General features: G+C 60.9%; 12 protein-coding genes. 10 read left to right on the top strand and 2 right to left on the bottom strand.

Features of this window, described 5'->3' with window-relative positions; all coding sequences use genetic code 11:
- The coding region (locus tag MA07_RS04715; protein WP_200879321.1) for a dihydroxy-acid dehydratase at positions 1-307 on the bottom strand (307 nt) is incomplete at its 3' end.
- Positions 308-466: 159 nt separating this feature from the next.
- Here MA07_RS04715 and ytfQ point away from each other — a divergent pair.
- The 8 genes from ytfQ (at position 467) to mmsB (ending at position 9,934) form a co-directional block, all read left to right on the top strand.
- Positions 467-1,429, top strand: a complete 963-nt coding sequence (gene ytfQ / locus MA07_RS04710) for a galactofuranose ABC transporter, galactofuranose-binding protein YtfQ (RefSeq protein ID WP_152568721.1) — start codon at positions 467-469, stop codon at positions 1,427-1,429.
- A 97-nt stretch (positions 1,430-1,526) separates the two neighbouring features.
- Entirely contained in the window at positions 1,527-3,038 is a 1,512-nt protein-coding gene (gene ytfR / locus MA07_RS04705) for a galactofuranose ABC transporter, ATP-binding protein YtfR (RefSeq protein ID WP_036347587.1), read from the top strand.
- On the top strand, positions 3,035-4,039 hold the full coding sequence (gene ytfT, locus MA07_RS04700; protein WP_081928775.1) for a galactofuranose ABC transporter, ATP-binding protein YtfT: 1,005 nt from the start codon (positions 3,035-3,037) through the stop codon (positions 4,037-4,039). The genes ytfR and ytfT overlap by 4 nt, the downstream gene beginning before the upstream one ends.
- Positions 4,039-5,001, top strand: a complete 963-nt coding sequence (gene yjfF, locus MA07_RS04695; RefSeq protein ID WP_036347619.1) for a galactofuranose ABC transporter, permease protein YjfF — start codon at positions 4,039-4,041, stop codon at positions 4,999-5,001. The genes ytfT and yjfF overlap by 1 nt, the downstream gene beginning before the upstream one ends.
- 12 nt (positions 5,002-5,013) lie before the next feature.
- On the top strand, positions 5,014-5,790 hold the full coding sequence (locus tag MA07_RS04690) for a FadR/GntR family transcriptional regulator (RefSeq protein WP_081928774.1): 777 nt from the start codon (positions 5,014-5,016) through the stop codon (positions 5,788-5,790).
- Positions 5,791-6,046: 256 nt separating this feature from the next.
- Positions 6,047-7,111: a multiple monosaccharide ABC transporter substrate-binding protein gene (gene chvE / locus MA07_RS04685; RefSeq protein WP_036347585.1), complete on the top strand. Its 1,065-nt coding sequence runs from the start codon at positions 6,047-6,049 to the stop codon at positions 7,109-7,111.
- A gap of 89 nt (positions 7,112-7,200) precedes the next feature.
- Positions 7,201-8,733 (top strand): multiple monosaccharide ABC transporter ATP-binding protein, encoded by a 1,533-nt coding sequence (gene mmsA, locus MA07_RS04680; protein ID WP_200879320.1) that lies wholly within the window; start codon positions 7,201-7,203, stop codon positions 8,731-8,733.
- 1 nt (position 8,734) lies between these two features.
- Complete coding sequence (gene mmsB, locus MA07_RS04675) at positions 8,735-9,934, top strand: multiple monosaccharide ABC transporter permease (protein WP_036347581.1); 1,200 nt, start codon at positions 8,735-8,737, stop codon at positions 9,932-9,934.
- Between the two features lie 44 nt (positions 9,935-9,978).
- Here mmsB and MA07_RS04670 read toward each other — a convergent pair whose 3' ends face one another.
- Positions 9,979-10,623 (bottom strand): hemolysin III family protein, encoded by a 645-nt coding sequence (locus tag MA07_RS04670; protein WP_244445156.1) that lies wholly within the window; start codon positions 10,621-10,623, stop codon positions 9,979-9,981.
- Between the two features lie 1,607 nt (positions 10,624-12,230).
- Here MA07_RS04670 and MA07_RS04660 point away from each other — a divergent pair.
- Both MA07_RS04660 and MA07_RS04655 read left to right on the top strand, forming a co-directional pair.
- The gene (locus MA07_RS04660) at positions 12,231-13,064 is read left to right on the top strand and encodes a hypothetical protein (protein ID WP_152568719.1); all 834 of its coding nucleotides are present in this window, start codon (positions 12,231-12,233) and stop codon (positions 13,062-13,064) included.
- A gap of 148 nt (positions 13,065-13,212) precedes the next feature.
- Positions 13,213-13,653: a hypothetical protein gene (locus tag MA07_RS04655; protein ID WP_036347574.1), complete on the top strand. Its 441-nt coding sequence runs from the start codon at positions 13,213-13,215 to the stop codon at positions 13,651-13,653.
- Positions 13,654-13,934: the final 281 nt, after the last annotated feature.

Genomic DNA, 13,934 nt, shown 5'->3' with positions numbered 1-13,934 from the left:
CGAGGTTGCGAAACAGCATGGCGGTGGGGCGCATGGTCACCTCGCCGAGCGAGGAGACGGGAAACTCGAGCGGGAAGCCGCCGGCATCGAGCACGCCATACTTCACATGCTCGGCAATGGTGCGGAAATGGGCGTTGCAGGGGGTGAGCTCGGACCAGGTGTTGCAGATGCCGATCACCGGGCGGCCGTCGAACTGGTCCTGGGGGAAGCCGCTGTTCTTGAGGAAGGACCGGTAATAGAACCCCATCTTGTCCTGGCGCCCAAACCAAGCCTGGCTGCGGAGTTGGCGCATTTTGTCGTCGCTCATCGTGCTCGCCTTTGACACTCTATGGCACCTAACCGGGCGGAGCCATGACCCCACGACTTTGGTTGAATAGGCGCTCTCCTTAATTCATATAATACTACTAATAGGCAGCTGTTAAGGCTGCTAAAGTCGAAGAGCAACGACAAATTAGGGAGAGAACGCATGAAGGCCCGTCATCTTCTGACGACAATCGGCATGGCTGCACTGATGCTGTCCTCGGGTGCCGCTTACGCCCAGTCCAAACTGACCATCGGGTTCTCGCAGGTCGGATCGGAGTCCGGTTGGCGGGCGGCCGAGACGAAGGTCTCCAAGATCGAGGCCGAGAAGCGCGGTGTCGACCTGAAGATCTCCGATGCGCAGCAGAAGCAGGAGAATCAGATTCGCGCCGTTCGGTCCTTCATTGCGCAGGGCGTCGACGGGATCTTCATCGCGCCGGTCGTGTCGACAGGCTGGGATTCCGTTCTCAAAGAGGCCAAGGACGCCAAGATCCCTGTGGTCCTGCTCGACCGTTCCATCGAAACCAAGGACGACTCGCTTTATCTGACGGCCGTGACCTCCGACACCGTTTATGAAGGCAAGGTTGCGGGTGAGTGGCTGGCCAAGGAGACGGGCGGCAAGTGCAATGTGGTGGAACTGCAGGGCACGGTCGGATCGAGCCCGGCGATCAACCGCAAGAAGGGGTTCGATCAGGTCGTCGCCGCCAATCCCGGCATGAAGATCATCCGCACCCAGTCCGGCGACTTCACCCGCACCAAGGGCAAGGAAGTCATGGAAAGCTTCATCAAGGCCGAAGGCGGCGGCAAGAACATCTGCGCCGTCTATGCGCACAACGACGATATGGCGATCGGCGCCATCCAGGCCATCAAGGAAGCGGGCCTGAAGCCCGGCAAGGACATCAAGATCGTCTCCATCGACGCCGTTCCGGATATCTTCAAGGCCATGGCCGATGGTGAAGCGAACGTGACCGTCGAGCTGACTCCCAACATGGCAGGCCCGGCTCTCGACGCCCTGATGGCTTTCAAGAAGGACGGCAAGCAGCCGCCGAAGTGGATCCAGACGGAGTCCAAGGTCTATACGCCTGACACGGCGAAGGCCGAATACGACAAGCGCAAAGATCTCTACTGAGATCATAAGGCATGAATGGCAGCAGGCGGTCTCTGCCTGCTGCTCGCTTGAACCCGGCGGGTTTCAGCGGTTTTGCGCGTGGGCAGGCGAGGGCGTGATGCAGCCAGTGACAGAGCAGCCTCAACTCCTTGAGATACGAGGCCTCACCAAGAGCTTTCCAGGGGTGCAGGCTCTCGATCACGTGAATTTCACCCTCCATGCCGGAGAGATCCACGGTCTCTTGGGGGAGAACGGCGCCGGCAAATCGACCTTGATCAAGGTGCTGACGGGCGTGTTCCGGCGTGATGGCGGTACCATCCGTCTTGAGGGGCAGGACGTCGCCGCACGGGACCCAGCCGATGCGCTCTCCTTAGGGATCGGCACCGTCTATCAAGAGGTCAACCTTCTGCCGAACCTCTCCGTAGCGGAGAACCTTTTCATCGGCCGCCAGCCGCATCGATTTGGCTTGGTACGGACAGGCGAGATGCGGCGCCGCGCGTCTGAACTGCTCGCAGGCTATGGCCTCGACATCGACGTCGCCAATCCTTTGAGCAGTTACTCCGTGGCCATTCAGCAGATCGTCGCGATTGCCCGCGCGGTCGATCTCTCGGCCAAGGTCCTGATCCTGGATGAGCCGACGGCAAGCCTGGATGCCCAGGAGGTCGAGACGCTCTTCGGGATTCTAAGGCGCCTGAAGAGCCGTGGCATCGGCATCGTGTTCGTCACCCATTTTCTCGATCAGGTCTATGCCGTCTGCGACCGCATCACCGTGCTGCGCAACGGGCGCCTCGTTGGCTCGCGCCCCATCGCCGAATTGCCGCGGATCGAGCTCGTGTCCATGATGCTGGGACGCGAGCTCGCCGCAGAGGCTCTCCACCGCAACCAGCGTCCTGCCGTGACGGGAGAGCCGCTCGTTGCCTTCAGGAATTACGGCAAGAGCCGCCTGATCGAGCCGTTCGATCTGGCCCTGCGCCCCGGCGAGGTGGTGGGGCTTGCCGGTCTCCTCGGCTCCGGGCGGACGGAAACCGCCAAGCTGGTCTTCGGCATCGAACGGGCGGATGGCGGACAAGCCTTCGTCGACGGTAGGCCTGTCCGCCTCGCGACCCCGCGCGATGCGGCACGATTGCGATTCGGCTTCACTCCTGAGGATCGCAAGACGGAAGGCATCGTCGCAGAGCTGTCGATCCGCGAGAACATCGTTCTGGCGCTCCAGGCGCAGCGCGGCTGGCTGCATAAGATCCCGCGAGCCAAGCAGGATGAGATCGCGAGCCGTTTCATCAAGCTTCTCGACATCCGAACGCCGGATGCGGAAAAGCCCATCGGTCTCCTCTCCGGCGGCAATCAGCAGAAGGCGCTTCTGGCCCGCTGGCTTGCCACAGAGCCCCGCTTCCTCATCCTCGACGAGCCGACACGTGGGATCGACGTGGGGGCCCATGCCGAGATCATCCGCCTGATCGAGCGGCTATGCGAGGACGGGCTTGCGCTCCTTGTGATCTCCTCGGAACTTGAGGAAATCGCCTCCTACAGCGACCGCGTGGTTGTGTTGCGCGACCGCCGACATGTGCGAGAGCTTTCGGGGGACGAGGTGAGTGCCGACACCATCATGACAACCATTGCGAGCCATTCATGAGCGGCATGATCCAGGCCATTGCTCCACGCGCCTTGCCCAAGGGTCTGCCCCAGGTTGCTGCGCTCCTCATCGTCCTTGTCGTCAACTGGCTTGTCTTTCGCGACTTCTTCGCCCTGCGCCTGCAGGATGGCCGTCTGTTCGGGAGCCTCATTGACGTTCTGAACAGGGGAGCGCCTGTGGCCATTCTGGCCTTGGGCATGACGCTCGTTATCGCCACCCGAGGGATCGATCTCTCCGTTGGTGCAGTCATGGCCATTGCAGGCGCGGTGGCCGCGACTCTCACGGCGCAGGGCTACCCGCTTCCCGTCGCCTTTGCGGCGGCTGCCGGTGTCGGACTTCTCTGCGGCTTGTGGAACGGCATCCTCGTCGCCGTGCTCGAAATTCAGCCGTTCGTCGCGACCCTGATCCTGATGGTGGCCGGGCGCGGCTTCGCGCAACTCGTCACGGAGGGCCAGATCATCACTTTCGTGAGCGAAGGTTTTGCCGTGATCGGCGGAGGATCCTTCCTGATGCTGCCGATGCCGGTGGTCATCGCCCTCGTCATGCTCCTCATCACTCACCTCGTGGTCCGGTACACGGCGCTCGGACTCTTCATCGAGTCCATCGGGGCCAATATCCGTTCCAGCGCCTATGCTGGCATCGGCACCAAGGCCGTCACCATTGCCGTCTACATGTGGTGCAGCCTCTGTGCGGCCATCGCAGGCCTGATCGTCACCGCCGATATCCGCGGGGCGGATGCCAACAATGCAGGCTTGTGGCTCGAGCTCGACGCCATTCTCGCGGTGGTCATCGGCGGCACGTCCCTGTTCGGCGGGCGCTTCAGCCTTGGCCTCTCGGTGGTCGGGGCGCTCATCATCCAGGCCATGAACACCGGCATCCTGCTGAGCGGATACCCGCCCGAATACAACCTCATCGTGAAGGCGATCGTCGTGCTTGCCGTGCTCCTGGCCCAGTCTCCCGTCCTGTCGGCTGTTCGCGCGATCTGGAGGGCCAAGGCATGATCCGGCGGCACCTTCCGGTCCTCATCACGCTCGCCGTCTTCATCGTCGGCTACCTGATCTGCCTCGCTCAGTTTCCGAGCTTCGCCTCGACACGCGTGATCGGCAATCTTCTCACCGACAATGCCTTTCTCGGCATCGTGGCGGTCGGCATGACCTTCGTGATCCTGTCCGGCGGCATCGATCTCTCGGTCGGCTCGGTAATCGCTTTCACAGGTGTTTTCCTGGCAGTCGCCATCGAGCGATACGGCCTCAATCCATACCTGGCCTTCCTTCTTGTCCTCGGGTTGGCTGCCATGTTCGGAGCCGGCATGGGCTTACTGATCCATGCCTTCCAGATCCCGGCCTTTATCGTGACGTTGGCTGGCATGTTCCTGGCCCGTGGTCTGTGCTTCGTGCTCACCACGGACTCGATCCCGATCAATGCCCCGGCCTATGGCCAGATCACCGACATCGCCTTCGCCCTGCCGGGCGGCGGTCGGCTGACCTTCATTGCCATCGTCATGCTGGTGACCTTCGCGGCCGGCATTGTTCTGGCCCATTTCACGCGGTTCGGGGCCAATGTGTATGCCCTTGGCGGCAACAGGACCTCGGCTGAACTGATGGGTGTCCCCGTAGGGAAGACGACGATCCGGATCTACATGCTGTCGAGCCTCCTTGCCGCCCTGGCTGGAATTGTCTTCTCCTTCTACACATCCGCAGGTTATTCCCTGGCCGCAACCGGTGTGGAACTCGACACCATCGCGGCGGTGGTTATCGGCGGCACGTTGCTGACGGGAGGCTATGGAACGATTATCGGCACGCTGATCGGGGTGCTGATCCAGGGGTTGATCCAGACCTATATTACCTTCGAGGGAACACTGAGTTCCTGGTGGACGAAAATCGCCATTGGTGCTCTCCTGTTTGCATTCATCGTCTTGCAACGGGGATTGTCGGCGGCATCTGTTCGGTCCCGGTCAACGTGAGAGAACAGGATCATGGCGTTGGTGAACGGTATCCAGAGGCCCTCAAGAGCGCGATCGGCCCATGACCTCGTGACCCATGGGATCGGTCAGAACATCATGCAGGGCCACTTCCCTGTGGGAAGCATCCTGCCGGGCGATGGAGAGCTCATGGAGCTTTTCGGGGTTTCGCGCACGGCGCTCCGGGAGGCCCTGAAAACCCTGGCCGCCAAGGGCCTGATCGAGTCCAAGACCAAGGTCGGCACCAAGGTTCTGGATCGCAACAACTGGAACATGTTCGATGCGGACATCCTCGAGTGGCATCTTGAGATGGGCGTCGATGCCCGCTTCCTGGGATGGCTGTTCGAGATCCGGCAGACGCTCGAGCCGCTCGCCTGCGCGACGGCCGCCCTGCGGCGGACGCCGGAGCAGCTCAAGGTTATGCATAAGGCGCTGCAAGGTATGTATGGGTGCGAGAGCAACCGGCAGGGGTTTACGAAAGCCGATCTGGCCTTCCACCAGGCTATTCTGGAGGCTTCCGGCAATCCCTTCCTGCAATCGATTGGTTCCGTCATCGGGGCGGCGCTGGCAACATCGTTTACGATCAGTTCCCCGGTCTCCAGTGACGACCGGTTCAATGAGGTGATGCGCCAGCATCAGGCCGTGTTCGACGCCATCGAGCAGCGCCAGCCGTCCGCCGCAAGCGACGCCATGGCGTCGCTTATCCTGCAGGCGGCTGAAAGGGTTCAGATCAAGCACGCTGAAAGCTCCTTAGCCAGGATCCAGATCCATGCTTTCTCGGGAGCGGACTGAGGCGACGGGTTGAGTGCTTGCTGCCTGCGAGAGACGTATAGTAAGCTTCAATATTGGTGAGTTCAAACGAACGCTCTATCAAACAACAGAAAAGCAGCTCTGCCCACAGGCGGCAGTTTGCCTTGATAAAAAGATCAGACACTGCCTTCGGCCCGGGCCGAAGCTTAAAGCTGACGAAGAGTTCTTGAGTGAAGGGTGCCGATACGCGCCAGGGCCGACAGCCAAGCCCTGGACATGCACAAGAGGGAGAACGAACTTGAAGACATTTACGACCACATTGGCGGCCGTGGCTCTCGGAGCCTTCGGCCTCGTTGGCGCCGCACAGGCGCAGGATAAGGGTACCGTCGGCGTGGCCATGCCCACGAAGTCGTCCGCTCGCTGGATCGACGACGGCAACAACATGGTCAAGGTGCTGAAGGAGAAGGGCTACAACGTCGACCTGCAATACGCGGACGACGATATTCCGAACCAACTCTCCCAAGTCGAGAACATGATCACCAAGGGTTCCAAGGTGCTGGTGATCGCGGCCATCGACGGCACGACCCTGTCAGACGCACTCCAGCAGGCTGCCGACAAGGGCATCAAGGTCATTGCCTATGATCGCCTGATCCGCAACTCCAAGAATGTCGACTACTACGCCACCTTCGACAACTTCCAGGTCGGCGTGCTTCAGGGCGGCTATATCGAGAAGGCGCTCGGCCTGAAGGAAGGCAAGGGACCGTTCAACGTCGAGCTGTTCGGCGGCTCGCCGGACGACAACAACGCCTACTTCTTCTACAACGGCGCGATGTCCGTTCTCGACCCTTATATCAAGAGCGGCAAGCTTAAGGTTCAAAGCGGCCAGATGGGCATGGACAAGGTCTCGACCCTGCGTTGGGACGGCGCCGTTGCCCAATCCCGTATGGATAACCTGCTCAGCGCATTCTACACCGACAAGCGGGTCGATGCGGTTCTCTCGCCCTATGACGGCCTGAGCATCGGTATCATCTCGTCGCTCAAGGGCGTGGGCTACGGCTCGGCCCAGCAGCCGATGCCGGTCATCACCGGACAGGATGCGGAAGTCCCGTCCGTGAAGTCGATCCTGGCCAAGGAGCAGACCCAGACGGTGTTCAAGGATACCCGTGAACTTGCCAAGGTCGCGGCCAACATGGTCGACGCGGTGCTTTCGGGCAAGCAGCCCGAGGTCAACGACACGAAGACCTACGAGAACGGCGTAAAGACTGTGCCGTCCTACCTGCTGAAGCCGGTCAATGTCGATGCGTCGAACTGGAAGGAAGTTCTGGTCGGCAGCGGCTACTACAAGGAAACCGAGTTCAAGTAACCGGCCCAATGCGTGTGGACCCTGCGCGCTCGCGCGGGGTCCTTGCCTGTTTCAAGAAAGGTTGCCTATCCAGTGCGGCTTGAGGTCATGTGATGAACGCAATCCTTGAGATGCGAGGGATCACCAAGACGTTCCCGGGCGTGAAAGCGCTCGACAACGTCAACATCACCGTCAAGGCCGGTGAGATCCATGCGCTGGTGGGTGAAAACGGCGCGGGCAAGTCCACGCTGATGAAGGTCCTGAGCGGCGTCTATCCGCACGGCTCCTATTCCGGCTCCATCGTTTACGAAGGCGAGGAACGCCGATTCAAGGGCATCGCCGACAGCGAATCGCTCGGCATCATTATCATCCATCAGGAGCTGGCGCTGGTGCCGCTCCTGTCGATTGCGGAAAACATCTTTCTCGGCAACGAGCAGGCGAAGTACGGCGTCATCGACTGGTCGCTGGCATATTCGCGCACCAAGGAACTGCTCAAGGTCGTCGGGCTCAATGAATCTCCCGATACGCTCGTGACCAATCTCGGAGTCGGTAAGCAGCAGCTCGTCGAGATTGCCAAGGCGCTCTCGAAAAAGGTGAAGCTTCTCATCCTCGATGAGCCGACCGCCAGCCTGAACGAGAAGGATAGCGACGCGCTCCTGAACCTGCTGCTTCAGTTCAAGGCTCAGGGCATTTCCTCGATCCTGATCTCGCACAAGCTCAACGAGATCTCGAAGGTCGCGGATGCCATCACGGTCCTGCGGGACGGCGGCACGGTCGAGACGCTGGACTGCCGGGCGCAGGCCGTCAGCGAGGATCGCATCATCCGCGGCATGGTGGGCCGTACCATGGAGGATCGATATCCCAGGCGTGAGCCGAAGATCGGCGAGATCATCCTGCAGGTCGAGAACTGGTCCGCATACCACCCGATTCACACCCATGTGCAGGTGGTCAAGAACATCAACCTGAATATCCGGCGCGGCGAGATCGTCGGCATCGCCGGGCTCATGGGGGCGGGACGGACCGAGTTCGCCATGAGCCTGTTCGGGCGCAGCTATGGCCAGAACATCTCCGGCCGCGTGATGCTCCACGGCAAGCCGATCGACGTGAGCACCGTGGAGAAGGCGGTCGCGAACCGGATCGCCTACGCGACCGAGGATCGCAAGACCTATGGCCTGGTTCTGGCCGAGGATGTTCGTAAGAACGTGACCCTGGCCAATCTCGAAGGGGTCTCCAAAAGGTTCGTCATCGACGAGATCCAGGAACTGGCGGTCGCCAACGACTATCGCGCCAAGATGCGCATCCGCAGTCCCAACGTCTTCCAGGAGACGGTGAACCTGTCGGGCGGCAACCAGCAGAAGGTCGTTCTCAGCAAGTGGCTCTTCTCCGACCCGGAGATTCTCATCCTCGACGAGCCGACTCGGGGCATCGATGTGGGCGCGAAGTACGAAATCTATACGATCATCAACAGGCTGGCCGATGCCGGCAAAGGTGTGCTCATGATATCCTCCGAGATGCCGGAACTGCTCGGCATGTGCGACAGGATCTATGTGATGAACGAAGGCGCCCTGATCGCCGAGTTCGACATCGCCGAAGCGTCCCAGGAGAAAATCATGCACGCTATCGTCAAGTCCGGGAGACGCTGAGATGGACACGAGAACCGCTGACGAGCTTCAGGTTTCCCAGCCCAAGACCTCGTGGATGGAGTTCATCAAGAGCCATTTCCGCGACTACGGCATGCTGTTGTCGCTGCTGGTCATCATGCTGTTCTTCCAGGTGGTGACCAACGGCACTCTGCTGCGGCCCCTGAACCTCACCAACCTCGTGCTGCAGAACAGCTATATCGTCATCATGGCGCTCGGCATGCTGCTCGTCATCGTAGCCGGGCACATCGACCTCTCGGTGGGCTCCATCGTCGGCTTCGTCGGTGGTCTGGCCGCCATGATGATGGTGAGGTGGGGCTTCGATCCGGTGACGACCACCATCGCCTGCCTGATTGTCGGCGGCCTGATCGGTGCTGCCCAGGGCTATTGGGTGGCTTACTTCAAGGTGCCGTCGTTTATCGTGACTCTTGCCGGCATGCTTGTCTTTAAGGGCCTGACCCTGGCGCTCCTCGGCGGCATGTCGGTCGGTCCTTTTCCGGTGGTGTTCCAGCGCCTGAGCTCAGGCTTTATCCCTGACGTCTTCGGCGGGGAGGGGTTCAACTACACGGCCCTGTTCCTGGGAACGGCGAGCGTTGCAGCCATCATCTATTTCAGCTTCCGCAGCCGCTCCAACCAGCTCAAGCATGCCGTCGAGACCGCGCCTTTCGGCCTGTTCCTCTTCAAGAACGGCCTGCTTGCCGTGCTCGTGATTGCGTTCTGCTATCTCATGGCCACCTATCGCGGCCTGCCGAACGTCCTCGTCATCATGGCGGTGCTGATCGCGCTTTATGCCTTCGTGACCAACCGCACGACCGTCGGCCGGCGGATTTATGCCCTGGGTGGCAACGAGAAGGCGGCGAAGCTCTCGGGCATCAAGACCGAGCGCCTGACCTTTCTCACCTTCGTCAATATGGGGGTGCTGGCGGGCCTCGCCGGCTTGATCTTCGCGGCCCGCCTCAACACGGCAACGCCGAAGGCCGGACTTGGCTTCGAGCTCGATGTGATCGCGGCCGTGTTCATCGGCGGCGCCTCGGCTACGGGTGGTGTCGGTAAGGTGACGGGCGCGGTCATCGGCGCCTTCGTCATGGGCGTGATGAACAACGGCATGTCGATCCTAGGCATCGGCATCGACTACCAGCAGGTCATCAAGGGGCTTGTGCTGCTCGCAGCTGTCTCCCTGGACGTTTACAACAGGAAGAAATGAGCCATTGCGGGTAGCGCGAAGCCAACACTGAGTGAGTTGCCCCGTCAGGTCCGTGCAAGCACCAGACAATCGAGCACGGCGCCGTAGTGGCAGGCGGCCGCGACCAGGACAAAGGTGTGCCAGATCGCATTCTGAAAGCGCAGGCTTTCCCAGAGGTGGAACACCACGCCGGCCGTGTAGAGAATGCCCCCGATGGCGAGAAGCCAGAGGGTGGAGTCGGGAAGCGCGCCGAAAACGGACTCATAGGCCATGACGCCGCTCCAGCTCAGGAACAGGTAGAGCAGGATCGAGAGGCGGTCGAACCGGCCGGGGAAGCGGAGTTTGAGGGCAATGCCCACTGCAGAGGTGAGCCACACACCGACCAGCAGCACCAGGGATTCCGCACCCGCCTTCATCTGGGTGATGAACGGCGTGTAGGTGCCGGCAATCAGGAGGTAGATGGCCGAGTGGTCGAACCGCCTGAGCATCCATTTGACCGGTGAGATCGGCCAGAGATTGTAGAGCCCCGAGACGGTGAGAACCGTCAGAAGACCCATGCCATAGATCAGAATGGAGGTGAACTCCCACGCTCCAACGGTCGGGGCGGCCAGCACGATCAAGGCGATGATGGAGATGGTTCCGACGATCACCCCGACCGCATGCACGATGCCGTCGGCGATGATCTCGCCCCTATCGTAGTTCCATTTCAAGTTCGCTTCCTCTGGATTGGGCCGGCTGCAGAACACTAACGCACGAGCGCACGTTATGAAGCGTAAGTGCGACAATATCCGGCGGATATTTGGATTCGATCCGATGTCGTTCAAGGTGAGGCTATGCCCTTGGGAGGGGTAGACTGACTACAGAGTGACAAGGAGACCCGCCTGCCACGGCCTATCCAAGCGGCTCCTGGGGCTGGGGCATAGGGAGACAGGCCGATCTTTTCTGTATATGGCCGTGCTGGATCTCAAATCAGTCTCAATGCCGTCGCGCCTTTGCCTCGATTGAACTCTGACTTCATGAGCGTGTTTGGGATATGCGGGGATTTGCGATGTATGAGAACGAGTTATTCCCACTAGAAGCCGTTCCGTCCCGGGTGAGGCTTGCCATCTTGCGCGAGTTCAAAGGGCTCAGGCCCACTGTTCAGGAGGTCTCCCGGATCTGTGACAGAAGCTGGTTGGCCGTCCCGGGAATTGGGCGGACGGCGCTGGCGAGCATCCGCCAAGCCACGGGCGATCAGTATCCCTCAAGCGCCAATCGGTCTGCCGGCCGAATGTCGGATGCCGAGTTGCTAACCCGCCTTGACCTCCTGCAGGAGGAACTCCGAAGCCTGAACGAGGTTCTCAACGCAACGCTAGCGCCAGCATCGAAGAAGGTATTTCGCTCTGGACGAATACGCAGGACACCGTCGATCCCTCATGGGCATCAAGGCCCAGGTGCCGCCCTCTGACCGGCCAGTCGCAGTGAGCGTTCCCTCTCCCGGCAGCCGGTTGCGTTTGCAGAATAATGCAAAGCTTATGTCGGTCCCGACTGGAATGGCGACATGCCATTCCTGCCTCCTCGGCATCCGAGCGGCAACTCCCGCTGTGCTGCCGCGTGAGGCTGTCGCATGTTGCTTCGAAAAGGCCGGAGCTCTGTTCCTTTGGGGGCCGCAATGAGTGAGTGGCGCCCGTTGGAGTCCGCGCCCCGAGACGGATCCAGGCTCGATGTATGGACAGAAAACGGAGTCCGCTACACCGATGTGTTCTGGCATCAGGGTCCTGAATATCCCCAGGGCGCATTCGTCTTCTATGACAGCCATATGCGCGACTACATCGACATCGATGACGCAACCCACTGGATGCCTCCTCCAGCGCCTCCAGACGTCGAAGGATCTTCCTAAAAGAAGGCCATGCAAAGGGTTGATCTGGATACCCCTCACGTTGGCAAGGAGCGCTCGCGATCCCGGCTCCCTTTGTAGGCACTGGATACCCTCAAAGGTATCATCGTTCCAAATTGCCAGTGAGAATACATGACGGAGCCACAATGCAGCCTAGTAATAGATCGTAACCGGGCGAGGTAATCGATTTGAGAAACCCCTCGTGCCGGTACGACGGTGCGCTCTTCGTGTGAGCCCTCGTCCCGATGAAGGTTGGAAAACAGAGGGCCGCTTATGATCCGACAGATGTTATGGCGATCTGGAGCAGTCCACGAAGGAAGGCTTGCCCCGTCAGCCTCAGGCAGAAAGTGGTGGGGGATGATTGGCGCTCTCGGTGCGGTGGGCGCCACGGCTTATCTCTTGCCAAGCTTCGCAGACGGAAGGCTTGCAAGTGGAGGTCACTTGCCGGAGGTGGTCGACGTTCAGCCTGCTCGGAACAATGCGGATGCACGCGCCGGGGCTTTGCTTGATCCATATTCCCCGCTGCCGGAGAAGTGGCAAAACTTGCCTCTGCTCGCAATGCAAAGCTCTACGGAGGTTGCGGCAGGTGGCGAAGTTCAGCTTCTTACCCTCCAGGCGGCTTTCGAGAGGGAGCGGGGCAGCGCCGTAGCTGCCCAGTTGCAAGTCGCCGCCCTCCAGGAACGACTGGCCAGCCTGCAGGAAAAACAGGAGGAGGTGCTGGTTCTCCGGGAGCAGCTCGCTGACACGGAGGCGCATACAAGGCAAACAACCGGGCCCACGACTGCGGAGACTGAGCAGAAGGCAGTCGCGGAAAAGGCGATGCTGAAAGTGACCGCGTTACAGGAGGAGCTGGCAAGCCTCAGTACGCAGGTGCTCAAGGCCAAAACGACAGCGGAAAGCGAGAAGGCGAGAGCGGCTTCTGCTCTTGCGCAGCTGGAAGCTGTCCAGCATCAGCTGGCCGTCGTCACCACTCTGCAAAGTGACAGGACTGAAGCTGACAAGCCTCGCAGGTCCTTCCCGGGTATCGGGATCAAACCGCTGCCCAAGCCAGTCGGCAAGAGTGCAGCGGCTCCAGTTCGCACACCTGAGCCTGACGCATCAAGGCTGACGGGGCCACGGCACGAGCCTCGAAACCAAAGCGCCGGGTCAGTCGGAAAACCTCCGCAGCGCGCAAGTCAGCAGCCTCGACTGGTCGCTCAGGACACTCGAAACCGGCGTGGCCCTGGCGCTCTTTCCCTGCCGAATGATCTGCTGCCTGACAACAGGCTTTGGTGACGTCTCGTCAGCGTTCGTTCCCTGTGATCACGAGAACTCCAACCATCAGGAGGAGCTATGCTCCGGATACCTCTCACCTCAATCGTCGTCGCTGTATTGCTGGCAGCTCCCCCTGTCGCTGCCAAGAATGGGGGTAACGGTGGAGGAAATGGCGGCGGCAATTCGGGTGGTCACGGCAATGGGGGAGGGGGGAAAGACGGCGGTGGCGGCCAAGGGAATGGAAACGGTGGCGGTCAGGATCACGGGAACGGTGGCGGCAAAGGTAACAGTGGCGGCAATGCCAACAGCAACAGTGGTGGAAACAGCGGCGGCAACGGGAATAGCGCCGGTAACGGCAATGGCACCGGTGGCGGAGAGCGGGGCGGACGGAGCGGCCAGGATGGTGGAAGCAGCCGCGGAGACGGTGTCGGAGGGCAGGGGGGAAGCAGCGGGAAGGGGGGAGGAAGTGCCGAGGGGCGCGGCAGTCAGGGAAACAGCACTGGCGGAGGAAACGCCGGAGGAGCCAGCAACCCAGATGCTGGACAGGCTGGCCGCGGAGGAGGAAGAGCCAACGCCGAAGGTCGCGATGATCGGGAAACCCGTAGTGTAGGTCCGCAGGCGGCGCCAAGTGCCAGGGCATCGGGAAACGTAGCAGCGGCACCGGCATCACTCACGACCCGGGAAAGCATGGCCGAACTGAGCCTGCCATCCTCGCTCATCCCCCGCCTCGAACCCTCTCGGGCCGAGAGAGAAGACTTGGTTGACGTGCGTACGATGCGAGCTGGCGTTTCAGGCCAGATTGTCGAGCTATGTCGCACTTCCATCGCAGCGGCGGCGGTTCGTTATGGAGCAATCCGGGTCGATGCGGCAGGTGCTGGGCGGACAAGCCGC

The sequence above is a fragment of the Microvirga sp. BSC39 genome (assembly GCF_000739015.1).
Lineage (GTDB): Bacteria > Pseudomonadota > Alphaproteobacteria > Rhizobiales > Beijerinckiaceae > Microvirga.
Note: the sequence above shows the minus strand (reverse complement) of the source record. Positions and strands in the feature narration are given on the sequence as shown.

Excerpts from the sequence above, each read along its gene's own strand:
- ytfQ (WP_152568721.1), top strand. The coding sequence starts at position 467 with ATGAAGGCCCGTCATCTTCTGACGACAATCGGCATGGCTGCACTGATG.
- ytfR (WP_036347587.1), top strand. The coding sequence starts at position 1,527 with ATGCAGCCAGTGACAGAGCAGCCTCAACTCCTTGAGATACGAGGCCTC.
- ytfT (WP_081928775.1), top strand. The coding sequence starts at position 3,035 with ATGAGCGGCATGATCCAGGCCATTGCTCCACGCGCCTTGCCCAAGGGT.
- MA07_RS04690 (WP_081928774.1), top strand. The coding sequence starts at position 5,014 with ATGGCGTTGGTGAACGGTATCCAGAGGCCCTCAAGAGCGCGATCGGCC.
- mmsB (WP_036347581.1), top strand. The coding sequence starts at position 8,735 with ATGGACACGAGAACCGCTGACGAGCTTCAGGTTTCCCAGCCCAAGACC.
- MA07_RS04655 (WP_036347574.1), top strand. The coding sequence starts at position 13,213 with ATGGCGGCGGCAATTCGGGTGGTCACGGCAATGGGGGAGGGGGGAAAG.